The organism is Paenibacillus sp. 481, assembly GCF_021223605.1.
Taxonomy (GTDB): Bacteria; Bacillota; Bacilli; order Paenibacillales; family Paenibacillaceae; genus Paenibacillus_B.
This window is the reverse complement of record NZ_CP075175.1, coordinates 2980001-3006448: the sequence shown is the minus strand read 5'-3', so window position 1 is coordinate 3006448 and position 26448 is coordinate 2980001. Positions and strand designations below refer to the sequence as shown.

At 46.2% G+C, this 26448-nt stretch carries 18 protein-coding genes, 17 tRNA genes and 2 rRNA genes (1 of these 37 running past the window's edge); 4 read left to right on the top strand and 33 right to left on the bottom strand.

Features of this window, described 5'->3' with window-relative positions:
- The first annotated feature begins 104 nt into the window (after positions 1–104).
- Entirely contained in the window at positions 105–824 is a 720-nt protein-coding gene (locus tag KIK04_RS13275; protein ID WP_332329969.1) for a pentapeptide repeat-containing protein, read from the top strand.
- A 134-nt stretch (positions 825–958) separates the two neighbouring features.
- Here the strand turns inward: KIK04_RS13275 and KIK04_RS13270 are convergent, their stop codons facing one another.
- The 4 genes from KIK04_RS13270 to KIK04_RS13255 form a co-directional block, all read right to left on the bottom strand.
- A complete protein-coding gene (locus KIK04_RS13270) occupies positions 959–2416 on the bottom strand; it encodes a M20 family metallopeptidase (protein ID WP_232274161.1) in 1458 nt (485 codons plus the stop codon).
- Positions 2417–2615: 199 nt separating this feature from the next.
- On the bottom strand, positions 2616–3863 hold the full coding sequence (locus KIK04_RS13265) for an MFS transporter (protein WP_232274160.1): 1248 nt from the start codon (positions 3861–3863) through the stop codon (positions 2616–2618).
- A 231-nt stretch (positions 3864–4094) separates the two neighbouring features.
- Positions 4095–5396 carry a helix-turn-helix domain-containing protein gene (locus KIK04_RS13260; RefSeq protein WP_232274159.1) on the bottom strand — a complete coding sequence of 434 codons (1302 nt, stop codon included), beginning with the start codon at positions 5394–5396 and terminating at the stop codon, positions 4095–4097.
- Positions 5397–5462: 66 nt separating this feature from the next.
- The gene (locus KIK04_RS13255; protein ID WP_232278719.1) at positions 5463–6002 is read right to left on the bottom strand and encodes a P-loop nucleotide/nucleoside kinase family protein; all 540 of its coding nucleotides are present in this window, start codon (positions 6000–6002) and stop codon (positions 5463–5465) included.
- A gap of 137 nt (positions 6003–6139) precedes the next feature.
- On the opposite strand from KIK04_RS13255, the gene KIK04_RS13250 reads away from it, so the two are divergent.
- From KIK04_RS13250 to KIK04_RS13240, 3 genes are all read left to right on the top strand, one after another.
- The gene (locus KIK04_RS13250; RefSeq protein ID WP_232274158.1) at positions 6140–6655 is read left to right on the top strand and encodes a nucleoside deaminase; all 516 of its coding nucleotides are present in this window, start codon (positions 6140–6142) and stop codon (positions 6653–6655) included.
- A gap of 135 nt (positions 6656–6790) precedes the next feature.
- A complete protein-coding gene (locus KIK04_RS13245) occupies positions 6791–7585 on the top strand; it encodes an AAC(3) family N-acetyltransferase (protein ID WP_232274157.1) in 795 nt (264 codons plus the stop codon).
- A gap of 124 nt (positions 7586–7709) precedes the next feature.
- Positions 7710–9695, top strand: a complete 1986-nt coding sequence (locus tag KIK04_RS13240) for a bifunctional 2',3'-cyclic-nucleotide 2'-phosphodiesterase/3'-nucleotidase (protein WP_232274156.1) — start codon at positions 7710–7712, stop codon at positions 9693–9695.
- Between the two features lie 47 nt (positions 9696–9742).
- Here the strand turns inward: KIK04_RS13240 and KIK04_RS13235 are convergent, their stop codons facing one another.
- From KIK04_RS13235 to KIK04_RS13095, 29 genes are all read right to left on the bottom strand, one after another.
- Positions 9743–10261, bottom strand: coding sequence for a DUF2569 family protein (locus KIK04_RS13235; protein ID WP_232274155.1), 519 nt, complete (start codon positions 10259–10261; stop codon positions 9743–9745).
- Between the two features lie 278 nt (positions 10262–10539).
- On the bottom strand, positions 10540–10911 hold the full coding sequence (locus KIK04_RS13230) for an iron chaperone (RefSeq protein ID WP_232274154.1): 372 nt from the start codon (positions 10909–10911) through the stop codon (positions 10540–10542).
- Positions 10912–11161: 250 nt separating this feature from the next.
- A complete protein-coding gene (gene glmS / locus KIK04_RS13225) occupies positions 11162–12997 on the bottom strand; it encodes a glutamine--fructose-6-phosphate transaminase (isomerizing) (RefSeq protein ID WP_232274153.1) in 1836 nt (611 codons plus the stop codon).
- Positions 12998–13380: 383 nt separating this feature from the next.
- Positions 13381–13524, bottom strand: coding sequence for a hypothetical protein (locus KIK04_RS13220; protein WP_232274152.1), 144 nt, complete (start codon positions 13522–13524; stop codon positions 13381–13383).
- A 327-nt stretch (positions 13525–13851) separates the two neighbouring features.
- Positions 13852–15192, bottom strand: a complete 1341-nt coding sequence (gene glmM / locus KIK04_RS13215) for a phosphoglucosamine mutase (protein WP_232274151.1) — start codon at positions 15190–15192, stop codon at positions 13852–13854.
- Between the two features lie 162 nt (positions 15193–15354).
- Positions 15355–16878, bottom strand: coding sequence for a CdaR family protein (locus KIK04_RS13210; protein ID WP_232274150.1), 1524 nt, complete (start codon positions 16876–16878; stop codon positions 15355–15357).
- The gene (gene cdaA, locus KIK04_RS13205) at positions 16871–17692 is read right to left on the bottom strand and encodes a diadenylate cyclase CdaA (protein WP_232274149.1); all 822 of its coding nucleotides are present in this window, start codon (positions 17690–17692) and stop codon (positions 16871–16873) included. The genes KIK04_RS13210 and cdaA overlap by 8 nt, the downstream gene beginning before the upstream one ends.
- 146 nt (positions 17693–17838) lie before the next feature.
- A complete protein-coding gene (locus tag KIK04_RS13200) occupies positions 17839–18480 on the bottom strand; it encodes a zf-HC2 domain-containing protein (RefSeq protein ID WP_232274148.1) in 642 nt (213 codons plus the stop codon).
- Positions 18481–18619: 139 nt separating this feature from the next.
- Positions 18620–19186 (bottom strand): RNA polymerase sigma factor SigW, encoded by a 567-nt coding sequence (sigW, locus tag KIK04_RS13195; protein WP_232274147.1) that lies wholly within the window; start codon positions 19184–19186, stop codon positions 18620–18622.
- Positions 19187–19319: 133 nt separating this feature from the next.
- Complete coding sequence (ppc, locus tag KIK04_RS13190; protein ID WP_232274146.1) at positions 19320–22112, bottom strand: phosphoenolpyruvate carboxylase; 2793 nt, start codon at positions 22110–22112, stop codon at positions 19320–19322.
- Between the two features lie 288 nt (positions 22113–22400).
- Positions 22401–22474, bottom strand: a tRNA-Gly gene (locus tag KIK04_RS13185).
- An 18-nt stretch (positions 22475–22492) separates the two neighbouring features.
- A tRNA-Pro gene (locus KIK04_RS13180) sits at positions 22493–22569 on the bottom strand.
- Between the two features lie 25 nt (positions 22570–22594).
- Positions 22595–22671, bottom strand: a tRNA-Arg gene (locus KIK04_RS13175).
- Positions 22672–22676: 5 nt separating this feature from the next.
- Positions 22677–22751 (bottom strand) — tRNA-Gly (locus KIK04_RS13170).
- A gap of 94 nt (positions 22752–22845) precedes the next feature.
- Positions 22846–22919, bottom strand: a tRNA-Gly gene (locus KIK04_RS13165).
- Between the two features lie 18 nt (positions 22920–22937).
- A tRNA-Pro gene (locus tag KIK04_RS13160) sits at positions 22938–23014 on the bottom strand.
- Between the two features lie 5 nt (positions 23015–23019).
- Positions 23020–23101 (bottom strand) — tRNA-Leu (locus KIK04_RS13155).
- A gap of 30 nt (positions 23102–23131) precedes the next feature.
- Positions 23132–23208 (bottom strand) — tRNA-Arg (locus KIK04_RS13150).
- Positions 23209–23213: 5 nt separating this feature from the next.
- Positions 23214–23288 (bottom strand) — tRNA-Gly (locus KIK04_RS13145).
- Positions 23289–23793: 505 nt separating this feature from the next.
- A tRNA-Leu gene (locus tag KIK04_RS13140) sits at positions 23794–23877 on the bottom strand.
- A 15-nt stretch (positions 23878–23892) separates the two neighbouring features.
- Positions 23893–23968: transfer RNA gene (locus KIK04_RS13135), tRNA-Lys, on the bottom strand.
- 8 nt (positions 23969–23976) lie between these two features.
- Positions 23977–24051, bottom strand: a tRNA-Gln gene (locus KIK04_RS13130).
- Positions 24052–24063: 12 nt separating this feature from the next.
- Positions 24064–24139: transfer RNA gene (locus KIK04_RS13125), tRNA-Thr, on the bottom strand.
- Positions 24140–24146: 7 nt separating this feature from the next.
- Positions 24147–24222 (bottom strand) — tRNA-Val (locus KIK04_RS13120).
- Between the two features lie 4 nt (positions 24223–24226).
- Positions 24227–24301: transfer RNA gene (locus KIK04_RS13115), tRNA-Glu, on the bottom strand.
- Between the two features lie 45 nt (positions 24302–24346).
- Positions 24347–24422 (bottom strand) — tRNA-Thr (locus KIK04_RS13110).
- Positions 24423–24427: 5 nt separating this feature from the next.
- Positions 24428–24503: transfer RNA gene (locus KIK04_RS13105), tRNA-Asn, on the bottom strand.
- 46 nt (positions 24504–24549) lie between these two features.
- A 5S ribosomal RNA gene (gene rrf, locus KIK04_RS13100) occupies positions 24550–24666 on the bottom strand.
- 88 nt (positions 24667–24754) lie between these two features.
- A 23S ribosomal RNA gene (locus KIK04_RS13095) occupies positions 24755–26448 on the bottom strand (it continues 1239 nt past the right edge of the window).

Genomic DNA, 26448 nt, shown 5'->3' with positions numbered 1-26448 from the left:
AAGCCGACTGTGAGAGTTGCTTCGGCTTATGCTGCGTTGCGCTGCCCTTCGCGGCTTCGGTAGACTTCGCGATGGACAAAAATGCTGGACAGCCCTGCCACAACTTGCAGTCCAACTTCCGTTGTGGCGTTCACAACGACCTGAGACAGCTAGGCTTTAAGGGCTGCACGGTGTATGACTGCTTTGGTGCGGGGCAAATGGTGTCCCAAGTTACGTACGACGGACTCGACTGGCGGAAAGCTCCGGAAACAGCGAAACAGATGTTTGAAGTGTTTCCGATCATGCGGCAGCTTCATGAGCTTCGCTGGTATTTGACTGAGGCGCTGACGCTGCGGCCTGCCCGTACGATCTATGATGAACTCAGCTCTGCGCTCGCCGAGACGGAACGCCTCACTCGCCTAGAGCCTGATTCCATTCTCGAACTCGACGTGGCAACTCACCGCGCGAATGTGAACGCGCTGCTCCTACAGACGAGCGAACTTGTGCGTGCAGAAGCGTTGCGCTCGCTAAAAGGGGCCAACGGCGGTAGCCGTCGCAAGACGTACGGCCGCGGTGCAGACCTGTTCGGGGCCAAGCTTAAAGGGGCCGACTTGAGGGGTGCTAATTTAAGAGGCGCCTATCTGATTGCCGCCGACCTTAGCGGCGCTGATCTAAGGGGCGCTGACCTTATCGGGGCTGATTTCAGAGACACGAATATTAGAGGGGCAAACCTGGCAGAAAGTATTTTCCTGACCCAATTTCAGGTCAACGCGGCAAAAGGGGATTCCTCTACAAAGTTGCCACCGACGCTCAATCAACCGTCTCATTGGCGCGTAGGAAGATAGAGGAGCAATCGTGAGTGAACGTCCTTCTTTGTAAGAATGACGAAATAGGCTACTCCCCTCCGTACAGACAAGCATCTAGGGTCGGCCAGAGCTTATAACTTGGCCGATCCTATGGACCGAATGCTAGGATGCCTCTAGGCGTTAACCGCTCCTTTGAGAGGCGGTAGCACATGTTCAGGAATGAGTGACGTATACACATCCCCATCCAAGCGCTGCTTCCATTCTGCTCGTGCCTGCTCGATCAATTGTGGACTTTGCATCGCTTCAATCGCGGTGCAAGCGATCACTTTTCCGGCTTGAAGCATGCCTTTGTGAGCGATTGGCATCATCCCTTGCGATACGACCTGCCAAGTGTGAAAAGGCGTTCCCAACGCCCAGCACGTGGTCATACATTGCATCGTTGGCACAATCCAACTCACATCGCCAACATCAGTAGACCCTGCTAACGCCCCTTCATTGCCGAGAGGTGGAATGACGTCGACAATGTCCTTGTCTTTTAAAGCTTGCACCGTTTCTCGATCCAGTCCTCCTAAGGCCGCTTGAATATCTTCCTGTGACAGCGTTGCACGGATTTCCTTTGCAAACTGATAGTCGAACTCATCATATGCAGGAGCACCGACAGCAACCAAATGCTTGTACATCGCGTTCGCTAACGTTGTATTCGGAATCAGATTCGAAGCAGTACCTTCAAATTCAACGTCCATCGTCGTTCCTGTCATTAACGCTGCGCCTCTAGCAACATTGAGTACACGCTCGTATAGAGCCTCGACTTGCTGCTTTTTAGGAGCGCGAATTAAATAGACGACTTCGGCATGTGGCTGTACGACATTCGGCGAAATTCCGCCTGTATCCGTAATCGCATAATGCACTCGCGCTTCTGGAATCATATGCTCTCTTAAATAATTCACGCCCACGTTCATTAATTCCACCGCATCCAAAGCACTGCGGCCTAAGTGAGGGGCAGCCGCGGCATGTGCACTCTTCCCATCAAATTTAAACGTGACCGAATAATTGGCAAGCGAGCTATCGTTCATCATACGAGGTGATGTGAACGGATGCCAAGACAATGCCAGATCGACATCATCAAACAATCCTGCACGAGCCATATACGCTTTACCAGAACCGCTCTCTTCGGCTGGACAACCATAATAACGAACCGTTCCCTGCAAGCCCGTTTGCTGCATGTAATCTTTAATCGCAACCGCAGCGGCAAATGCACCCGCTCCTAGCAAGTTATGGCCACAGCCATGCCCGTGCCCACCAGCAGCAATCGGTTCATGCTGCGCAACTCCTTTTTGCTGGCTTAATCCTGCCAAGGCGTCGAATTCCCCCAAAATAGCGACAATTGGCTTACCCGCACCGAAACTTCCGATAAATCCGGTTTGGAGCCCCGCTACCTCTCGCTCAATCTGAAATCCTTCCTCCTCCAGCGCTTTGCATACGTACGCAGCTGATCGATGTTCTTCGAAGTAGATTTCGGGACAATCCCAAATATTATTGCTCAACGCGATCGTGTTGTCTCTTTTTTGCTCAACCATTTCCGAAATGATCGTTTGTAACTCAAATCCCGACCCTAATTCCAGCTCTTTCATAAGCGTCTCTCTCCTTTCATCTATCAAACGTGTACGTCCTGTAGGTTCTCTAGGTTCTGTAGGCTGTATATGCCGTGTAGGTTGTGTACGTTGTGTACGTCAATGCACGTCATGTACGTCATATAGACTGTGTATGTCCTGTACGTCGTACATGCCGCATTTGTCGTATATACCGCATTTGCCATATATGTCGTATAAATTACGTATAAGCTTCTTCCTTGTTTTGCTTCAGCAACTCGCCCTTTTGGTCATTCATCGTTAGAAGTGCACCAATACAAATGACCGAAAATACGATCAACATCCAAAAGGCAGCATCGAAAGAACCATTAAATGCATCAATCGTAAATCCAATTGCCATTGGCGTAATAAAGCCTGCCAATTGACCACCGGTATTGGCGATCCCCATTGCTGTTCCTGTTACGGAAGACGGCAACTGCTTAAGCACGATCGCTGGCAAGAGCGTCACAACAAAAGCAATAAACAGATTCACGATCGTTTGATACGTAATAAACGCCGCTACGCTTGAAGCGGTGAACATGAGATACAACAACACGCCAATACAAGCACAAGACAAGCTTCCTAGCCATCTCTCGCGGCCTTTTGGCAACTTATCAATCAGGTAACCAGCAATAAATATGCCTGCAATCGTTGTTATCGCTGGAATCGTTTGAACCCAGCCAAGTGAAATTAAATCAAGCCCGCGATTTTTCACTAAATAGGTCGGCAACCATGCAGAAAGCCCCCAGTTAATGGCGTAAATACTGAAATAAGCAACAAGCAAATTCCAAATGATTGGTGTTTTAAACAGCGCTTTAAAAATACCCTTCTCCATCGGAGCAGCGGCAGTTTGTCCACTTTGTACGCCTATCTCTTCTGAAGGGTGCTCTGGGAGCCTAATGAAATACCAGTAAAGAGCTGCGATAACGGCACCTGCAACTCCAAAAATAACGAACATCGTGCGCCAGCCTATCGTCTCCAGCATCGTTGCGGCTGCTAGCGGAATCATAAGCGATACAATTCCACTTGATGACAGGATGACGGACATCGCCCGGGCCCGTTCGGCTTTCGGAAACGTAAGCGATAAGATTTTGGAGCTAGCAGGCTGGAATCCACCCTCGCCGATACCAAATAGAAAGCGGATAATCATCATTGAGGTCAGGGACCAAGCAACAGCGGTCAGTCCTGTAAAGATTGACCACACAATAACAGCGGTAATCAGAACTTTTCGCGGACCGAATCGGTCAGCGAGCCAGCCCCCGGGCATTTGCATGAGCGCATATCCAGCAAAAAAGCTACTAAGCAAAATTCCCGTAGATGATGAGCTCAAATTCAAATCTTCCGTGATAGCTAACACGGCATAGTTCATAATATAGCGATCTAAGTTACCTAACGACCAACCAAGAAACAGCAACGCTAAAATCCAATTTCTTGTGCGCTTTGATGTCATAAATCCGATTCCCCCTAATCAGTCAGTCGTTAATTTCACATCCGAGATGCTTCATTCGAGAACGCTTGATCCCGAATCCTACTTAGCCCGATCACCCGCTTTTTATTATTTTACGAATATTTAACGACAATTTCGCTTTATAAGTATCTTACGGATATCATCAGCTCTTTTCAAATAAATCTTTTTTTATAACCTATAAAACAAAAAAATAAGCACCCCTCATGTGAGTGCTTATTTCAAACGATACATTTTAGTTGGTCTGCCCCGGGTGTAATGCGACTCTTCGCCCACACACTCAGCTAAATCTACTTCGCATAAATCAGCCATAATCCGCTGCGCATTTCGCTCGCTCATCTGTAGATGTGCAGCCAAATCTTTCGCCGTAAAATGATTCCAGCTCATCTTTTGAATCAAAGCGTCTATCTTCTTAAACGTTTTGACACTGATGTTGCCGCTTTTTAATTTTTCCAAAAAGTCTTTATCGTCCGTACGATAGGAATAAGTCAGCTCTTCCTCCTGCCCTGCCGACTCCACAATCGTGCCATCATCCTGAAAAATGACGATCCCTTGTTCTACTTTTTCCTTCGACTGCCGCAGCGCCCGCTGCGCATTCACTTCCGCCGAAAATACGGTCTGCCCAAACCCAATACCTACAGCCACCGTCGTATCCGCTTCAAGCGACAAGTGCTGCACTTTTTCCTGCAACGTATGAATTTCCCGTTCAATTGCGCCGCGCGAACTGAAAATCGTATACCGTCCGTTACCTTCCTCGATCAGAGAGCCATCTAACTTCTCACAGAGCTGGATCAGCGTCTCTTTCATCCGCAGCTCTAAATACTGAATCTGATACGGATTTTTCATGCGCTCTTTTATCGAATCGAACTCTTTAATTTCGATCATTTCGACACCTATCTGGGTGTCTTTATAGTAGGAGGTTTTTATTTTTTCAAAAAAGATTCGAATCGTTTGAAAAATTTCCACTCGAGTCGGGGACATCCAGTACGACGGTACGCCCGCTTCCTGTAAAGCTTCATGGACCGTTGGATAACATGTCAAAGCCGCCTCTGTCCTCTGTTGCTTCCATAGCTCCAAGTGGAATTGCGTTAATTCCTCTGGATCAATATCAACGTCGAACGTTTTCAAGTGCAGCTCTTTAACCGTGCTTTGCAACTGCTGCAAGCCTTCTCCTTCGGCTACATTCGTAGACAGAATCATATCGATACTTACCCGATCTAACAATTTCCCTTCAACGTACACCAATTCCATAAAGCCTTTATAAATCGCGGATTCAGTCGAAAATATATAAACAAGGTTTTCATCCGATGGCAACGTGTTGGCGGCAATGCGATACGGAATATATCCTGAAAAAAGCCAAAAATCAACTTGATGATCATGTGCTGATACAATGTGCGCTACTTCCTTGGCCTCTGTATAGGAATAAGGGATGAATTCCATTTCTTGTTCCATTTCATTAGCTAACTTGAGTATCCGATTGACGGACAAGCTCGGCCCAACAACGCCGATTCGATACATGTTCGGTTCCTACTTTCTCAACACTGTTATGACCATATTTTAACCCCCGCGTCCCAGTAAATCTATTTATTTCATTACAAGCGCCTCATCTTGCCATCTCGCCCAAATCTGCTCAACCGTTTCCTCAGGTGTCCATTCCGAAGAGTCTAACCACATCCCGATGCGCGGCGTTTCATTTTCCAGTACGCTGTTCAAAGCATCCACGGTCCACGCCACGTAGCCTGTTTTGGAACGAGTAGCTTCTCGCTCGGTTACAGCCTCTGAACTAGGATTAAGCACGACAACATAGAAGGGACGGCTTTGTACCAATGAAATAAATTCGTTCAGCATCGGACCAATGACAACATCCTGTACAACAACTGTAAATCCGGCTTGAACATACGTATCCGCAACCTGTGCGGCCTGCCGATACCGGAGCCGTAATTGCTCCATCTCATCATATCCTGCGTCTGGCTCCACCTCCTTGCGGTCATTCACAATCATTTTCCGGAACATATCTCCTCGTACATGCACGGACTTCGCAAATCGTTCGGATAGTAACTGTGCAACTGTAGACTTCCCGCTTGCCATGATCCCTGTCACGAGAATAATGCTTGGATGTTCCATTGGCGTTAGCACCTAGTTATCACTCCTTTATAACTTTTCCCCACGCCTCTATTTTCCCATTCATCCCAGTTCTGGTCTAGAACAAATGGGAATGTTATGAAATTGGTGTTAGTATGAAAGTATAAGGGGGAGTACATGTGGACAGCAACTATCAGAATTTATTATTAGCATTTGAGGAAGCAGAACTAGCAAAAGCGGAAGGAACTTATCCAATCGGTGCTGTAATTGTTGATTCGAATGGTCAAGTTGTTAGTAGAGGCAGGAATCGAGTGTTCTCGGAGTGCGATTGTACCGCCCATGCCGAGGTAGATGCCATTCGCAAAGCGGGAAACAAGTTGCTCGATTTACAAGCGAAGCGATTTATTAAAAATGACCTTACGATCTATACAACATGTGAACCATGTCCCATGTGCACGTGTACCATTTTGTTATCTGGGATAAAGAAGGTCGTATGGGCAGCAAATGATAATGAGTATGGTGCGATGAGCAAAATGAAGGACGGGCCTCATTTTCTAAAACAATTTAATACCATTACATATATTGCTGCTCCGTACTTAGACTTGGAAAATAGACAGCGATCCTTGCTGGAAGAATGGAATAAAAGTCGAGGAATGGAGAATACGGAGTGGCAGCAGCTTACTGCACAGGAATAACCGCATGAAAGAGCCAATCAGACAGACGTTACCTGACTGGCTCCACTTCCCTATTTCATACTTGGCGATTAATTCCGTATGTAATAAGATATCCAGTATATATTTACCATAAATATTAAAGGGGCTGGACTATCAATGACACAGCGAACACTCATTACGAAAGATAGGATGAAAGCTGATTTAAAAATATTAGGTGTCGAAAAAGGAATGGCGCTTATTGTGCATTCTTCATTGAAATCAATTGGGAAAGTAGTGGGCGGTCCTGTATCCGTCATCCTTGCCTTAGAAGAAGCAGTTGGTGAATCAGGTAACATCGTCATGCCTACCCAAACCGAGCAACTATGTGACCCTGCTGAATACGGGCAAGATTATTCAGAAGAAGAGCTTAACATCATAAGAGATGGCATGCCGTTATTTTACCCTGACCTGACACCAACATCTTATATGGGCTACATACCTGAAACATTTAGAAAGCAACATGGTGTCTATCGAAGCTCTCATCCGCACGTGTCCTTTGCCGCTTGGGGAACAGATGCCAAGTATATTACTGAACATCATCCATTAGATTATGCATTAAGTGAACAGTCGCCATTAGGAAAAATATACGAGTTAAACGGCTATATTTTATTGCTTGGAGCGCCAACCGATTCCAATTCTTCCTTACACTTAGCAGAGTATAAACAAGAAAATACATTTATAAAACCAAAAATATGGGATGTAAAATTAGACATTGATGGTGAGGAAAAATGGACTACTTATACAGATATTAATAATTCATCAGATGATTTTAATCAGATACTTGATGATTTTATTAGGGATACCAACGATGTCGTAGAGGGCAAAATAGGCGAAGCAAAAAGTTATTTAGTACCTATGAGAAAAATAGTGGACTACGCTGTTCATTGGATGAATAAAAATAGGGTATCCTAATTCACATCTTAACATTATCTATATAAAAAAATGTGAGAATAACTCTATCAAATATTTATTTCTAATGGTAGAATTATTCCGGTTGGGGTAATATCTTCATAAATCATTAGGAGGAATTAACGGCATGACAAAAACAACAAGACAGAAATTTGCAGCTCTTCTCCTTTCCGCGTCTCTTGTAGTGGGAACGCTTTCACTATCGGTTTCTCCAGTAAGTGCAGACTCAGACCCCGTTCTCAAACTGCGTCTGATGGAAACAACGGATCTACACACAAACATGGTGAACTATGACTACTACCAAGACAAATTAGTTGACGAGTATGGTTTAGCAAAGACGGCTACTCTGATCAAAAAAGCACGCGCAGAAGTGAAGAACAGCATGTTGTTTGACAACGGCGACCTCCTGCAAGGTAACCCACTGGGTGACTATGTTGCAAAAGTGAAGCCGCTGAAAGATGGCGAGACTCACCCTGTATATAAAGCAATGAACGAATTGAACTACGATGCAGCTAACATTGGTAACCACGAGTTCAACTTCGGACTAGAGCATTTGGACCGTAGCTTGAAAGGCGCGAAGTTCCCATATGTAAATTCCAATGTGTACATAGATGACAAAGACAAAAATCCGAATAACGATAAAAACAGATACACACCTTATTTGATCCTAGACCGCACCTTTAAGGATGAAGAAGGAAATGATGTAAAGCTGAAAGTCGGCGTTATCGGTTTCGTCCCGCCACAAATTATGAACTGGGATGAAGCGCACCTGAAAGGCAAAGTAATCGCAAAAGATATGGTCTCAACAGCGAAAAAATTCGTACCTGAGATGAAGAAAAAAGGCGCAGACATTATCGTAGCTATTCCTCACTCCGGTATCGGTACGGAAGCACCAGGTGCGAATGAGGAAAATGCAAACTTGGAGCTTAGCAAAATTGACGGCATCGATGCGATTCTTTTCGGTCACTCTCACGCGGTGTTCCCTGGTAAAGGATTCGAGAACATGAAAGGCGTAGACGCTGAAAAAGGTCTTATCAATGGCAAGCCATCCGTAATGCCAGGCTTCTGGGGCGACAACTTGGGCGTCATCGATTTGGAGCTCACACAAGAGAATGGCAAATGGAAAGTGAAAGATTCCAAGACGACGGTAGTCCCTGTTTTCGATAAAGAAAACAAAAAGCCACTCGTTGACGCAGACAAAACGATTGTTAACGCAGTGAAAAAAGAGCATGATCTTACAGTAAAATGGGTTCGTTCCGCAGTAGGTAAAACAACTGCACCAATCCATAGCTATTTCGCTCTTGTACAAGATGACCCATCTGTACAAATCGTAACGAACGCACAAAAGTGGTATGTAGAAAAAGCGGTTAAAGGTACCGAGCTTGAGGGCATTCCTGTACTGTCTGCTGGTGCTCCGTTTAAAGCAGGCGGACGTCAAGGCGTGAACTACTACACGAACATCCCTACTGGTACGTTGGCAATTAAGAACGTAGCGGATTTGTACGTATATCCAAACACTGTTAAAGCAGTGAAAATTAACGGTACAGGTGTACAAGAGTGGCTTGAGCGTTCCGCTGGCCAGTTCAACCAAATCGATCCGAAGAAAAAAGGCGAGCAAGCACTAATTAACGAGCAATTCCGTACGTATAACTTCGACATCCTTGACGGCGTAACGTACCAAATCGACGTCACTCAACCATCGAAGTACGATGCTGATGGCAAGCTCATTAACAAAAACGCGAAGCGCATCAAAAACCTTTCTTACAAAGGTAAGCCTATCAAAGCGACTGACAAATTCCTAGTTGTAACGAATAACTACCGTGCAACTGGTGGTGGCAGCTTCCCTGGTATCGATGGTTCTAACATTGTGGTTGATTCCCAAGAGGAAACTCGCCAAGTCGTAATCAATTACATCTTGGAGAAAAAGACGATCAACCCAACAGCGGATAAGAACTGGTCTTTCGTTCCGCTTAAAGAGAAAGCAAACGTAACGTTCGTTACATCGCCAAATGCAAAAGCATTTGCAGCTAAACAGCCTCACCTGAAATTCCAAAGCATTTTGGAGTCAGGCTTCGCGAAATTCAGCATTGATTTGTCCAAAAAGACAAAGTAATGCTGTAGCATAGCAAAGAACCGCGGGATTGATGCCCGCGGTTCTTTTTAACGAATAAACACCACTTTTACCCACTTCGAAAACAAAAAATAAGGAATGCCGATTAAGCACGTTATTGTGTACACAATAAGCCACGTTATCAACCTTTCTCTTTCCATTAACCAAACATCTGGTGTTTGATAATAGATAGCTATGGTTACAACGTGCATGATGAAAGTAAACAGAAGATACCCTATGTAAATATGCGGGAAAATCTTTTTCCGTCTAAAAAAGAAAATAAAATTAACAATTGAAAATATTGAATTTACAATCGTTTGAAATACACTTGTAATCACCACGATCGTTGCAAGTGTAGATGTATAGTAAGCAGGATCCAATGTTGGAACGAGCTCCTGCTGTCTCTCTGGTGCTGCGGAAAATAAGAAGTCCATCCAAAAACCCACAGTATTAAAGAAAGCCATTGTTAAAGGGGCCTGCAGTAAAATTAACAATCCCCCTTGAAAATATACAAACGACCAGAACTGACGATTCGAGGATAATGACTGCCATGCTGTGTGCCTCTCCATGATGATATTCGCCCCTATATTCTCTCTCTATTTTTCATACTGCCTCTATATATTTTTACCATAAATTATCATTATGCCATAAATAGTTTACCTTGTCTATTCAACATCTGAGAAGTAGTATGCATGATGAGTGTTTTGTTATACACACTCATCCACCCTATGATTGGCCAATCATTTCACTCCCCATATACAAAAAAACAGCTCCCAAAGGTAGCTGCTTTTTTGTAACAAAGTTTAATTAACATGAATTGAACCTAACCCCGAATAACTCGCTTTTTTTATTGCCTCCAAAAAGTCGAACAGTCTGCCTTATCCAAAATATTAAACTCAATCATTTTCTCAAGTAATGTGAAATCAACCGGGCTATCCCACTTGATACGCACCAACTGCTTGGTGTGATCATAGCCAGCCCTCACAATTTCATCAGAAAAATGACTGATCCCCACACTTTCAGGGGCAACAGCCAAATGCTGTTTAGATACGCTAAAGCCAATAATATATGTCCCATGATCGGTAAACATAGGCTGATTCCACGCCATTTTCGGCATTAAGCTTGGAAATTTCTTAGTTACCCAAGCCAGCGCTCCTTCCGTTCGATCCCGATGTTGCGGGTGATCTATTTTCGCTAAATATTCCGCAAAAACTTCCATGTCATTCCCTCCTTCCATACATCATTATTTCCAAACCACTCTATTGTCACTGAACACTGATTCCTATTCTTCAGCCTTCTTAAATCCACTTATCAACTCTAGATGTTCTCATTCTTTCAGACATGAAAAACACCCCGTTAGATAATCATATCCAACGGGGTGAAACGATGCAACTTGTTAAAAATAGTTATTTTTCAATAAATGATTAAACTTTATTTCAAATCTACAACATCAAATCCCAAACTCTCAATTACTCCACCGTCACACTCTTCGCCAAGTTGCGCGGCTTATCCACATCATTACCACGTGCAAGGCTCGCGTAATACGAAATCAACTGCAACGGCACTACCGCCAACGCCGGCGTCAGCATTGGAAGCGTCGCTGGCAGCACAAACGTGCCATCCACCGCTTTCTCCACACCCGCTACATTCGTTTCATCCGTCACCGCGTACACCACGCCGCCACGCGCCTTCACTTCCTTAATGTTGCTAACCATCTTCTCCACCAACGTCGGTTGAGTCGTCAACGCAATAACAGGAATGCCGTCCTCGATCAAGGCCAGCGTACCGTGCTTCAATTCACCCGCTGCATACGCCTCCGAATGAATATAAGAAATCTCCTTCAGCTTCAAAGAGCCTTCCAACGCTACCGCATAGTCAAGACCGCGCCCGATAAAGAACATATTATCGTGCTTCGCCATTCCTTCCGCAACGTCCTTCAACACGTCCGCTTGCTCCAAAATGCGCTCCACCTGCTCCGGCAACGACTCCATCGCCGCAAGCTGCTGACCAATCCAAGCCGTATCCTTCGAACCTGTGGATTGCGCCCAATACAAGCTGAACAGCATAAACGCAATTAGCTGTGACGTATACGCCTTCGTGGAAGCAACCGCAATTTCCGGTCCAGCCCACGTTACAATAGAATCATCTGCTTCGCGTGCAACCGAGCTGCCGACCACATTCGTAATCGCCAACACATGTGCGCCATTACGCTGCGCCTCACGCAGTGCCGCTAACGTATCCGCCGTCTCACCCGATTGGCTGACTACAATGACGAGCGTATCCTTCGTAATAATCGGCGAACGGTAACGATACTCGGAAGCAACGTCCGTTTCTACTGGAATACCTACGCACTGCTCAATCAACGTGCGTCCAACTAGACCAGCATGGTACGCCGTACCACATGCCACAATGTGAACATTGCGAATCGAGCTAAGCTTCGCTGGTGTCAGACCTTTCAGCTCTGGGAATTTCACCCCGCTGCGATCCTCATTTATACGACCACGCATCGTGTCACGATACGCTTTAGGTTGTTCATGAATTTCCTTCAACATGAAATGGTCGTATCCGCCTTTTTCCGCCGTCAGTACATCCCAATCGACAACGATCATTTCTCGGGAAATAAAATTCCCCTCAATCGTCATCAATTCGACAGCGTCCTTAGTCAAGACAGCCATTTCCCCGTCATTCAAAATGTATACGCGACGCGTATACTGCAAAATAGCCGGTATATCCGAGCCAATAAAGTTCTCGCCCTCGCCAATGCCGATAATGAGCGGGCTAGCAAAACGAACCGCCACAAGCTTATCCGGCTCATGCTCCGTCAATACACCCAATGCAAACGCACCACGCATATGCTCCGTTGCACGCTGTACCGCCTTCACAATGTCACCATCGTATTCGCGCGCAATCAAATGCGAAATAACTTCCGTATCTGTCTCCGATACGAAATGAACGCCTTGCGCGATAAGCTCTTCTTTCAGCTCCATATAGTTCTCAATAATTCCGTTATGCACAACTGAGAACTTCATCGTCTTGTCCGTATGCGGATGCGAATTTTCATCCGACGGTTTACCGTGCGTAGCCCAACGTGTGTGACCAATACCAACGCTGCCTTTAAGCGGCGCATCCTCTAGTTTTTCCGCAAGTACAGCCAAACGGCCTTTTGCCTTGCTCACACGCAAGCCATCCTGTGTAAACACAGCAATACCTGCCGAATCGTAACCGCGATACTCTAGCTTGCTCAACCCATCCAACAACACCGCTTGCGAATCTCTTGCTCCAATATAACCGACGATACCACACATAATATAATAGACCTCCGTTAGTCGCTGCGCTCACATGCTGAACGAAGCTCACCGGATGCCATTAGCTATGCTGTCGGATCCATAACTGCAAACGATATGAAATTATACCTTACCAAATAGGAGTAAACTACAATTCACGCATAAATTCATAACTTCCACATGAACGCCAATCAGCACAGCGTAACTTTAACTTGAACGCTAGCTCACTAATCTTCCGTTGATTAGCCAACCGCACGCTCTGCTCTCCGTGTGCTTCGCCCACCCATGTAACAGCCGTATATTTTATAAAAATGAGATTACATCTTAAAATTCCATCATCGAAAAATCCACTCAAGTTAGCGCGCGTTGTCCGACAAGTTGCCTCATCGTTTTCCGCTACGCTATTACGGTGCCTGTGGCACACCGGGAGGTCCCCGCCGATCAATTTCGAACACCTCCACCTCGTCCACTTGCTGCTGTTGCCGTCCATAGCAGTCAAGTGCTGGCGCTTTTTTGCAGTCCCCTGCTTCAGTTTTTACTACCCTCACTTTCCTTCTTGAATCTAATTCAATCCTGAATCATTTAATAGATGATAACGCTAACTCCACCACTACTCAACTACATGATTTCTCACGAATCGGCATTAACGTGGTCAATCTTGAGGATGGTGGAACAAACCTATTATATGCATTTACGACGAAATTGGCAATAGCTGCGTTTCCAAACTTCAAGTAAACAGACATAATTATGCAAAATTCCAACTACATCCCTATCCATTAAAAAGCGGCTTGCCCCACCAACATAGAGCAAACCGCTATCTCTTATTGCCTCATACAACATATGCATGCAGCATCGAATTCGTTACAATAAAAAGCCTAGCTCAGCTCCGTTTGGACAACATCCGCAATACGCTTCACATACGCTTCAACTTGTTCCACTTCCGGGCCTTCCGCCATTACTCGAATGAGCGACTCCGTGCCTGAAGGGCGCACAAGTACACGACCATTGTCACCAAGCTCCTGCTCCACACTAGCAATCGCTGCTTCGATCACCGCGTTGTTGTTATACTTGCTCTTATCACCTACACGCACATTGACAAGCACTTGCGGATATTTGCGCATCAGCGCTTTGGCTTCGCTTAGCTTTTTACCGCTTGTAATCAACGTATCAACGAGTTGAATCGCTGTCAGCATGCCGTCGCCTGTCGTAATATAATCCAAGAAGATCACATGTCCAGACTGCTCGCCGCCCAAATTATAACCGCCACGGCGCATCTCTTCCATGACGTAACGGTCGCCAACACCCGTCTTCGCCGTCTTCAAGCTTTGCTTTTCAGCAGCTTTAAAGAAGCCGATATTACTCATCACCGTCGTGACGATCGTATCTTCCTTCAGACGACCCGCTTCCTTCATTGCCGCTCCGCAAATAAGCAAAATAAAGTCGCCGTCCGCTTCTTCACCTTTTTCATCCACAGCAATAAGTCGGTCCGCATCGCCATCAAATGCCAAGCCTAAGTCCGCTTGATGACGTAATACTGCTTCCCTCAACAGCTCAGGATGCGTAGATCCGCACTCTTCATTAATATTTAGACCTGTAGGCTCTGCCCCGATCGTAATAACTTCAGCACCTAAATCGCGGAATAAGTGTGGTGCCAATTCATAGGCAGCCCCGTTTGCACAATCAAGGACGATGCGCTTGCCTTCAAAGCGGTTCGTTATCGTCGTTTTCAAAAACTCCGTATAGCTCCATTTTGCCTCTGTATCGCTAACTACCGTTCCTAAATCTTTACCTACCGGACGTGGCAGTTCATCTGTATCCGCATCCATCAAACGCTCAATCTCAAGCTCCGTTTCGTCCAACAACTTAAAGCCGTCACGCCCGAAGAACTTGATTCCGTTATCCTGAACCGGATTGTGCGATGCCGAGATCATAACACCCGCGTCAGCTCCCATTACGCGCGTTAAATAAGCAACCGCTGGCGTAGATACAACGCCCAAATGGACAACATCTGCACCAATTGACAGCAATCCCGCTGTCAACGCTGCTTCTAGCATATGACCGGACACGCGTGTGTCCATCCCGATAATGACTTTAGGCTTTTGTACTTCTTTCGTTAACACATAACCACCACAACGGCCAACCTTATATGCAAGCTCCGCAGTTAATTCCTTATTTGCTACACCACGTACGCCATCTGTACCAAAATATTTCCCCATAACTCATTCTCCTTCTCTGGCCGTACGAATTACGTTCTTGCTCATTTCTTACATAGAACGCAAATACAGCTCGTCATGTTCCTTATTGTCTAGCACTTCTATCCATACAATTACACTAACATATCCATTTAGATGTTTCTCGTATCCGCCACACTCAAATCCCTAAGGCCCTGAACCACCTGGCTCTGACGGCACGTTACCCGAAGAAGAACCAGTAGGATCTCTTTCGTTCTCCTTGTCCTTACTATCCTGCTCATCCTTCTTCGGATCATGGTTGTTCTGTCCATCTTGGTTCTGGTTACCCTGTTGTTCCTGTGGATTCGAGCCATTCCCACCTGTATCGGGCTGTTCCGACGGGTTCCCATCAATGGTCCCCGTATCCTCGCCGCCACCCTGATCGCCTGTCGACGTACCCGGATCTGGTGTCGGATCAGGCTTAGTATCTACAGGTGCCCCAGCATCTTCAATCACAATCTTGGCTGTGAACACAGTGTTATCTTCCCGCTTCACAAACCGCGGCAAGTTTACTTGCAGTGTAACATTATGCTCGCCAGGCGGCAAATCGTTCACATTGGCAATCAACTGAATATCCTCTGGTCTTAGCTCATTAATGACGTTCGGTGCCCCGATTACGGTAACATCAAACTTGCGAGACGACGGCTCTGCGATCGTTGTCTTCAGACGCTCATTATTACCCGCAATCCGAATAGGCACCCCTGTAATCGTCCGTTTTTGCACAGCTGTAATCCGCACAACGACAGTCAAATTGCTCGGTTCCATTTTCTCAATGTTAGGTGGAGGCGTCAATTGAACGTTCAGTGAATACTCCCCAGCTTTACTGAATTTACTCAGATCAACTTGCACGCTGTCGTAGAACTCAATTCGATTCAGCACCTGCTGTGGTCCATATACAGTAACTTCATTCACGCTTGGCTCAAGCGACGCAATCGCGAGACCAGTTGGCAGCTCGCCAACCGTATTCACCTGCAACGGCACCGTCTTGAAGGGCTTCGTAATAGGCACTTCGACCTCAACGACGGACGGTGTTATAACTGCACCTTTAACCTCGCGTCCCCTCGAGTCATATGCGGTCAGTTTTACCTGCTTATGAATAACCGTTTCATTAGCCTTATCAATGGAAACCACCGCACTGACCGACTTCACTTGCGACATCCTAGTCTTAGGCAACGTCACATGCACCCGTTCAGACGGACGAATGATCGGCGTTCCCGCCTTATATCCTTCCGCAGGCACACCCTGCGTTTTAATACGTACCTCGACCTGTTTCGTCTGCACTTCCTCCAGCTCCACGGTTACGACTGAAGGCTGCATCGTTAATAGGTCAATACCTGGCTCAGACTTATAGTCCAGTGAAATCACATGTCTACCAGGTCCATAACCTGTCACATCCACTGACACCTGATAATGCTCCGGTAGCGCTGCATTTAACTTCGAACGATTGCCTCGCACTTGAATGCGCGCTGTTTCCGGGCGTAATGATTTTACTTCTAGTTGGGGATCAAGCCCCACCGTTTGTATTTTAACCCCTTCGATCCAGCGCGGCTCCAGCAGCGACGGCTTCGTAGTCGTCGTTGGGTCATCCTTATGTACAACAGCAAATAACAATACACCTATAGCAAGGGCGATAATCTTCGCCACATTGTTGTTCATGAGCCATTTATCCATTTTGCTCACCTTTCCGCTTCCAGAACAATCGCCGCTCTCTTGTCTTCGGCTTTAATTCCTCAAATAGCTTGGAGATGAGCGACTCTTCTTTAATATCACGCACGACTTGTCCATTGATCGCCAACGACACCTGTCCGGTCTCCTCTGAGACCACTATCGAAATAGCATCACACACCTCGCTTATACCGATGGCAGCGCGATGTCGAGTACCTAGTTCCTTACTAATAAAGGGGTTCTCCGATAGCGGCAAATAACAAGCCGCCGCCGCGATATTTCCTTCTCGTATAATAACAGCCCCATCATGAAGAGGCGTATTTGGCACAAAGATATTAATAAGTAACTCCGAGCTAACTCGCGAATCCATTGCGATACCTGATTCCGTATACTCCATCAGCCCCGTACTGCGCTCAAACACGAGCAACGCCCCGATTTTGCGACGCGACATATAATTAATGGCTTTAATAATTTCACCAATCACACGGCCGGTTTCGTCCTCTTCTGCAAGAGAACGACCCGCAAATAGCTTCCCTCTACCAAGCTGCTCTAGCGCACGACGCAATTCTGGCTGAAAAATGATAACGACCGCAATAACCCCGATCGTAAACATCTGATTCATGAGCCACTTTAGCGTGTATAAGTCAAGCCAGGTACTGATCGCCCATGTAAGCACAAGGACGAAAATCCCTTTCAACAACTGCACTGCCTTCGTTCCACGAATCAGTACGAGTAATTTATATATGACATAGCTTACGATTAAAATATCGATAATATTTTTTATCGTTTCTGTCCATGTTAACTCACTAAAAAAGTCCATGAGGTACCCCCAAAGTTCCCCTGATAAAATCATCCTTATCTCTAAGTATTAACTATATACGTTTTACTCCGTTGACGCAAAATTTGCATCATAAATCGGTAAAAAAAGAGCCCTTTGCATATATACAAAGGGACTCATCCACCAACTTATTTGTTAGGAGCAACGTTCGTACTTGAAAATAAATTCGATACGCGGTACCACAGCCAGCTTAACGCCTCATCTATTTGCTTGACCGAACCTGATATATGAGCTGTTGAAGCCTGGTACACCTTACCGTCAACAACGGTAACATCTCCGTTCACTTTACCATGCACTTCAGCCATACCGTTATGCACAGTTAGACTTCCTGCAACCACTTTTCCTGATGGGACAATAACCTTGTTGCCTTCAATAACAACGCCGTTCAAATCTTGTCCCTTGACCATGAGCTGTTTATCCGCATTCCACATGCTCAAAGCACTTGTCATCATCACTAAGACGAAGACAGCTGCTACCGTTACAGCCGGGTGACGCTGCACCCAAATCATGAACGCGCTTTGCTTCTTAGGTTTCGGAATGACACTCATAACCCGAGCAGTGAGATCATCAGATGTAGTCTGCAAACGGTGATTGAATCCGTACAGCAAGCGTTCCGTCTGCTCTAACTCACGGAACTGCTCTCGGCAAGCCGGACATTCAAGCATATGCGCTTTAAGCTTGCTAGCGCACTCTCGGTCCAAATCGTCATCCAGTAAATCGTGCATTAATGAGACGGCTTGTTTGCAATCCATTTGAGCCAATCCTTTCATCCATTATCCAAAAATCCAACATACAGCTGCATGCGCCATTCATACCATAACTTGAACAGGACGCACGTATTACTTTGATTTGTAATACGATACGTCCCGTACTTTAAAAAAGTTTCATTCTTTTCACTTGTTAATAAATTCATAACTTACGTTCAAGCTTTTTGCGCAAAAATTCACGACCACGGTGTACCCGAGTCTTTATCGTCGTAACCGGCATATCTAATACATCGCTAATTTCTTGTAGCGACATATCCTGCAAATAGCGTAGTATCATTACCGACTTATACTTAGGCGGCAAACTTTCGATAGCTTGATGTACCATTTGCTGCGTCTCACTGACGAGCAAGTACGTCTCAGGTGTACGATCATCACTTGGAATCATCGCATAGCCATCAATACCTTCTTGATCCATCATTTCTGCATCGAGCGAATAACTTGGCTTGCGCTTACGCAGTCGGTCAATGCATAAGTTGGTACCAATGCGATAAATCCAAGTTGAGAACTTTTGATTGTCATCGTAACGGTCTAAATTGCGATACACACGCAAAAACGTATCCTGAACCACATCTTCCGCTTCATGGCGATTGCTCAGCATACGATACCCGAGATGAAAAATTTTGTCCTTATACAATTCGACAATTTCAGCAAACGCTCGCGTATCTCCGTTTCGAGCCAGTCTTGCGAGTCGTTTCTCTAACGTATCCAACGGTTTCCCTCCATCCCCACTGCTCGTTGTGCCGTTGTCATGTTCACAAATGGTCACGCAATGACGATAAGTGTGATAAACAAAGGAAAGGTCGAACCTTGAAACAATCAAGGTTCGACCGCTTAGCCCTTTATTAACCCGTATTTCGCAGTCCAGATGCAATACCGTTAATCGTGAGCAACACTTCGCGGAGCAGAACAGGATCATCTTCCCCTGCTTCACGCAGTGCGCGCAACTCGGTCAACAACTGCACCTGCATGTAACTTAACGGGTCTACATAAGGATTGCGCAGCTTGATGGATTCCTGAATAACAGGCACATTGTCCAAAATCTCATCTTGGCCTGTTATACGTAAAATCATCTCTGATGTTAATTTATATTCCGTATCAATCAGATTAAAAATACGCTCACTAATCGCGTCATCTTTAATCATACCTGCATATTCTTTTGCAATTAGCAAATCTGCCTTCGCCAACGCCATCTGTAAATTATCAATCATCGAGCGGAAAAATGGGAAATGCTCGTACATATGACGTAACGTTTGCATATTTTCTTCCTTGCCTTGATAGAAGCTATACAAGCCTGTGCCACCTGCATACCACGCTGGAAGCAAGTATCTGCTTTGCGTCCATGCAAATACCCAAGGAATTGCGCGCAAGTCTTCAAAGCGATCGCTATTTTTGCGTTTGGACGGACGTGAACCGATATTCAGCTCGCCGATTTCTGGCAGCGGCGTCGATTCCTTAAAGAACGTCAGGAAGTCCTCATCGCGGAAAATAAGATCCTGATACTTAGACTGCGACTTTTGTGAGATGTTGACAAGCAACTCCTCCCACTTCGCCTCATTTAAATCCGTGTGTGGCTCGCGAGCAAGGAACGCAGCTTGTATCAATGCAGATGTCGCCTGCTCCAAGCTTCGGTATGCAATACCTTGCATCGAATAACGAGAGCTAAGCACTTCGCCTTGCTCCGTAATTTTGATGCCTCCGCCAATCGTATGCGGCGGTTGCGCCAAAATACTCCGGTTAAGTGGCATTCCTCCGCGCCCAAGCGCCCCTCCACGACCGTGGAAGAACTTCATCTTCACATCATATTCGTTCGCCACAGCCGTTAGCTCTTTCAAAGCAACGCGCAGCTCCCAGTTTGCTGTAAGCACGCCTCCGTCTTTATTACTATCGGAGTAGCCAAGCATAATTTCCTGCAAGTTGCTCATCGAATCGATCGTCTTCCGATACAATGGCAAATCAAACAGCTGCTTCATAATACTTGGTGCAGCATGCAAATCGTCGATCGTCTCAAAGAGCGGCACGGCTTGCAATGTACAGTGGACACTGCCATCTTCCTTTTGACGGAACAATCCGACTTCCTTCGCTAACAGCATGACCTCCAGCACATCGCTGGCACCTTGCGCCATACTAATCAGATAGCTCGTGATGCAAGTAACACCAAACTCTTGCTGTGCTTTATATATGGTACGATATACGTCCAAACATTCGTTTGTAGATTCACTATAATGAATATACGGCGAAGTTAGAGGCCTAGGGTCTTTCAGTAGCTTATGCAACAGATCGACCTTCTCATCCTCAGACAACTCACTATAATTGTCCACGATGTGCATTTGCGACAGCACTTCAGCCATTGCATTTTCGTGTTCTTTACTATGCTGTCGAATGTCTAGCGACGCCATATGGAAACCAAATAGCTCCACTTGGCGAATCATCTTCTTAATATTCGTATCCGCAACATAATCGGCAAAATGATGCCTTAAACTGCGGTCAATGATTTTCAAATCTTCTATGAACTCTTCAGGCGCGTTATAACGCTGTTCTGTACCCTCCTTAGAAGGGTCCAGCACATTGTTGAGCTTTTCTTGCATATAAGACAACTTAATGCGATATGGCTCTTTATCGTTGTGCCAGAATACAGCGTAATTCAACGTGACATTGGCACGATCCGAAGCAATAGATGTTAACAGCTCATCCGATACTTGGACAATGCTTGTGCTGAAGCTAAGTGTGCGCATTAGATCTTTCAAACGCTCTTCATATTTACGAACAGCGAGAACGCGGTGCATCATTAACGTCTCCCACGTTACGTTAGACGTAACTGAAGGATTCCCATCACGGTCACCACCGATCCAAGAACCGAATCGAAGGTACGTTGGCACGTGCCAAGCTTGTGTTGGATAATATTTATCAAGGCAACGCTCTAACTCCGTATAGACGTCAGGCAAGACATCAAATAACGTTTCGTTGAAATAGTACAAGCCATTGCGAACTTCATCCAATACCGTCGGCTTGCGATCACGCAGCTCGTCAGTTTGCCATAGCGTAATAACTTCATTCAACAGCTTAGCGCGCAATTGTTCTCTTTCGCGGTGTGTAAGTGTGGGATTGTCCAATTGCATAATATCGTACGAAATTCGCTTATGAATATCGAGGATCGCACGACGCATTGCTTCTGTTGGATGTGCAGTCATAACAAGCTCTAACGAAATCCCTTCAAGGACACTTTGCAGTTCTTGTTCGGAAATGTTGCGCTCCCTAACATCCAAAATGACACTCTCGATTGAGCCTGGCTGTACCGTTTCTCCAGCGGAACGTTCATAATCTCTTTTGCGGCGTATACGGTGGTTCTGCTCGGCAATATTAACGAGTTGAAAATAAACTGCGAATGCACGAATAACTTGATGTCGAATATCGGGGTTTAACGTATTAATTAACTGCTTAAATTCCTCATACAAGTCAGGTAAAAATACGGCACGTAGCGATTTGCTCGACTCCCGAATTTTCTCTACAATGTCCAACAACTCATTTCCGCCTTGGTGAACCAGCACTTCTCCAAGAATGTTACCTAGAAAGCGAACGTCACGACGAAGTAAATTGTTAGAATTAGCCTTGTTCGCGGTTAAAGTAAGATCACTCATCCGTCTCCCCCTATCCTTATCCATACAGCTCTATTTATGCTTTCCTACCATGATACTACATAATCAGACGAAAATCTTTACTTTTATTTCATTACACTGACGTATTCCTGTGCCATTTTCAGTATACGCACAAACGAATATTTCATGAAAAAAGCCGCGCAGACGATTTCGATAAATGATGCGTCATCACAACAAAAAAGAAGCACCCCTTATTTGATAAGGAAATGCTTCTATATAAAAAGATATATATACAAAAAAAGAGCCATTAGGCTCGCGTTATTGTGGTTATGGAGCGGGTGATGGGAATCGAACCCACGCTATCAGCTTGGAAGGCTGAAGTTCTACCATTGAACTACACCCGCATCAGGTGATGAATTAGATGGTCGGGACGACACGATTTGAACATGCGACCCCTTGGTCCCAAACCAAGTGCTCTACCAAGCTGAGCTACGTCCCGATAATCAATTGCTTATAAAATTAAATGGCGCGCCCTAAGAGATTCGAACTCCTGACCTTTTGATTCGTAGTCAAACGCTCTATCCAGCTGAGCTAAGGGCGCAAATTTGGAGCGGAAAACGGGGCTCGAACCCGCGACCTTCTCGTTGGCAACGAGATGCTCTACCACTGAGCTATTTCCGCATATTCCCTTGAACGACTTTTATATTGTATCACGAAATTTCGTGAATTGCAATACTTGTCCTCAAATTTGTTTCTCACTTCTTCAAGTAATCAATGGAGCGGGTGATGGGAATCGAACCCACGCTATCAGCTTGGAAGGCTGAAGTTCTACCATTGAACTACACCCGCATCAGGTGATGAATTAGATGGTCGGGACGACACGATTTGAACATGCGACCCCTTGGTCCCAAACCAAGTGCTCTACCAAGCTGAGCTACGTCCCGACAACTGGTACCGGCGAGAGGACTCGAACCTCCACGGTTTCCCTCACGATTTTGAGTCGCGCGCGTCTGCCATTCCGCCACGCCGGCATATTGATGTAATTCATGATGTTGTAAAAATGGCGCGCCCTGAGAGATTCGAACTCCCGGCCTTTTGATTCGTAGTCAAACGCTCTATCCAGCTGAGCTAAGGGCGCAAATTTGGAGCGGAAAACGGGGCTCGAACCCGCGACCTTCTCGTTGGCAACGAGATGCTCTACCACTGAGCTATTTCCGCGCATATAATTGTCGCAATCACATTAGATAATAATCAGAGGCGACAAGTAATAATATATCACATTATTCTTGATTGCGCAAGCATTTCATTGAAAATAATTAATGGTATTAACTAACATCGTTATTCTAAGCAAGAATGAGTCTTTTTACAACCCAATTTGTACACTAAAACTAGTCAAAACACCCTAGCATATCAATCACACAACACATTTTATTACGAATTGGCACATAAAATCCATTCATTTCATGCTATTTATCAGGCAAAATGAGGCCGTCTTCAAACTTAAGTAAGAAAGTTAGAAACATAAATCCAATCTAAAACGCTTGAAGACCTATTTAAATTCTTTTAGCCCCTTCTAGCCTAGAGCGTTCGAGCGAGTAATCAGCAGCATCAGTACCATCAGTACCATCAGTACCATCAGTACCATCAGTACCATGATAATTATAAACAAAATAGTTAATCTCATAAAACAAAAAACCCTTGAGTGACAAGGGTTCAATGATGGTGGTGCGCGTGGAGGGACTTGAACCCCCACGCCAAAGGCGCCAGATCCTAAGTCTGGTGCGTCTGCCAATTCCGCCACACGCGCACACTTTAAATATACTGGTGAGCCATGTAGGACTCGAACCTACGACACCCTGATTAAAAGTCAGGTGCTCTACCAACTGAGCTAATGGCTCATACAATTTGGCTGGGGATATAGGATTTGAACCTATGCATGACGGAGTCAAAGTCCGTTGCCTTACCGCTTGGCTAATCCCCAATGTTGTATGAATGGTGCCGGCGAGAGGACTTGAACCCCCGACCTACTGATTACAAGTCAGCCGCTCTACCAACTGAGCTACACCGGCAAAATAATGGTGGACGCTGACGGGATCGAACCGCCGACCCTCTGCTTGTAAGGCAGATGCTCTCCCAGCTGAGCTAAGCGTCCAAATTGGTGACCCGTAGGGGATTCGAACCCCTGTTACCTCCGTGAAAGGGAGGTGTCTTAACCCCTTGACCAACGGGCCATAGTCATGATGCTATATCTGAGAAGTATTCATTTAGTGTCTTCCTGGAGCTCTCAACCGGGATTGAACCGGTGACCTCATCCTTACCATGGATGCACTCTACCGACTGAGCTATGAGAGCAAGAGTGGCTCCCCGAACAGGACTCGAACCTGTGACAACTCGATTAACAGTCGAGTGCTCTACCAACTGAGCTATCAGGGAACATTATAGACTCTCACATGACTCTAGGTGAGCCTGTGTAACAGCCGCTTGGCAACGTCCTACTCTCCCGGGACCCTGCGGTCCAAGTACCATCGGCGCTGGAGGGCTTAACGGTCGTGTTCGGTATGGGAACGCGTGGAACCCCTCCGCCATCGCCACCAAACAGCTTAGGCTTGTTACATAATTCAGGACTTGCGCCCTGAAAACTGATCGTGAAAGGTAAATCGTTATTTCGAATCATCTTGCTTATTTAGGATAAGCCCTCGACCTATTAGTATTCGTCAGCTCCATACATTACTGTACTTCCACCCCGAACCTATCAACCTCGTCGTCTTCAAGGGGTCTTACCAAAAGTGGGAAATCTCATCTTGAGGGGGGCTTCACGCTTAGATGCTTTCAGCGCTTATCCCTTCCATACTTGGCTACCCAGCGATGCTCTTGGCAGAACAACTGGTACACCAGCGGTATGTCCATCCCGGTCCTCTCGTACTAAGGACAGCTCCTCTCAAATTTCCTACGCCCGCGACAGATAGGGACCGAACTGTCTCACGACGTTCTGAACCCAGCTCGCGTACCGCTTTAATGGGCGAACAGCCCAACCCTTGGGACCTACTTCAGCCCCAGGATGCGATGAGCCGACATCGAGGTGCCAAACCTCCCCGTCGATGTGGACTCTTGGGGGAGATAAGCCTGTTATCCCCAGGGTAGCTTTTATCCGTTGAGCGATGGCCCTTCCATGCGGTACCACCGGATCACTAAGCCCGACTTTCGTCCCTGCTCGACTTGTAGGTCTCGCAGTCAAGCTCCCTTATGCCTTTGCACTCTTCGAATGATTTCCAACCATTCTGAGGGAACCTTGGGGCGCCTCCGTTACTCTTTAGGAGGCGACCGCCCCAGTCAAACTACCCACCTGACACTGTCCCCGAACCGGGTAACGGTCCTAGGTTAGAACTCCGATACGAACAGGGTGGTATCCCAACGGTGCCTCCACCTAAGCTGGCGCTCAGGCTTCTAAGGCTCCCACCTATCCTGTACAGTCCGTACCAAAGTCCAATATCAAGCTGTAGTAAAGCTCCATGGGGTCTTTCCGTCTTGTCGCGGGTAACCTGCATCTTCACAGGTATTAAAATTTCACCGGATCTCTCGTTGAGACAGCGCCCAATTCGTTACGCCATTCGTGCGGGTCAGAATTTACCTGACAAGGAATTTCGCTACCTTAGGACCGTTATAGTTACGGCCGCCGTTTACTGGGGCTTCGGTTCATAGCTTCGCCTTGCGGCTAACCACTCCCCTTAACCTTCCAGCACCGGGCAGGCGTCAGCCCGTATACTTCGCCTTGCGGCTTCGCACAGACCTGTGTTTTTGCTAAACAGTCGATTGGGCCTATTCACTGCGGCCCCCTCGGGCTATTAACCCTACCGAGGCACCCCTTCTCCCTAAGTTACGGGGTCATTTTGCCGAGTTCCTTAACGAGAGTTCTTCCGCGCGCCTTAGAATTCTCTTCTCGCCTACCTGTGTCGGTTTGCGGTACGGGCACCTTCTCCCTGGCTAGAGGCTTTTCTCGGCAGCATGAAATCAAGACCTTCGGTACTATAAATTTCCCTCCCCATCACAGCCCAGCCTTAGTGATGTGCGGATTTGCCTACACATCGGCCTCACTGCTTGGACGAACTATTCCATCAGTTCGCGTCCCTATCCTTCTGCGTCACCCCATTGCTCATAACGGTTCACGGTGGTACAGGAATTTCAACCTGTTGTCCTTCGACTACGCCTTTCGGCCTCGCCTTAGGTCCCGACTTACCCTGGGCGGACGAGCCTTCCCCAGGAACCCTTAGGCTTTCGGCGGACATGATTCTCACATGTCTTTTCGTTACTCATACCGGCATTCTCACTTGTGTACAGTCCAGCAGTCTTTACAGTCTACCTTCAACCCGGTACACAACGC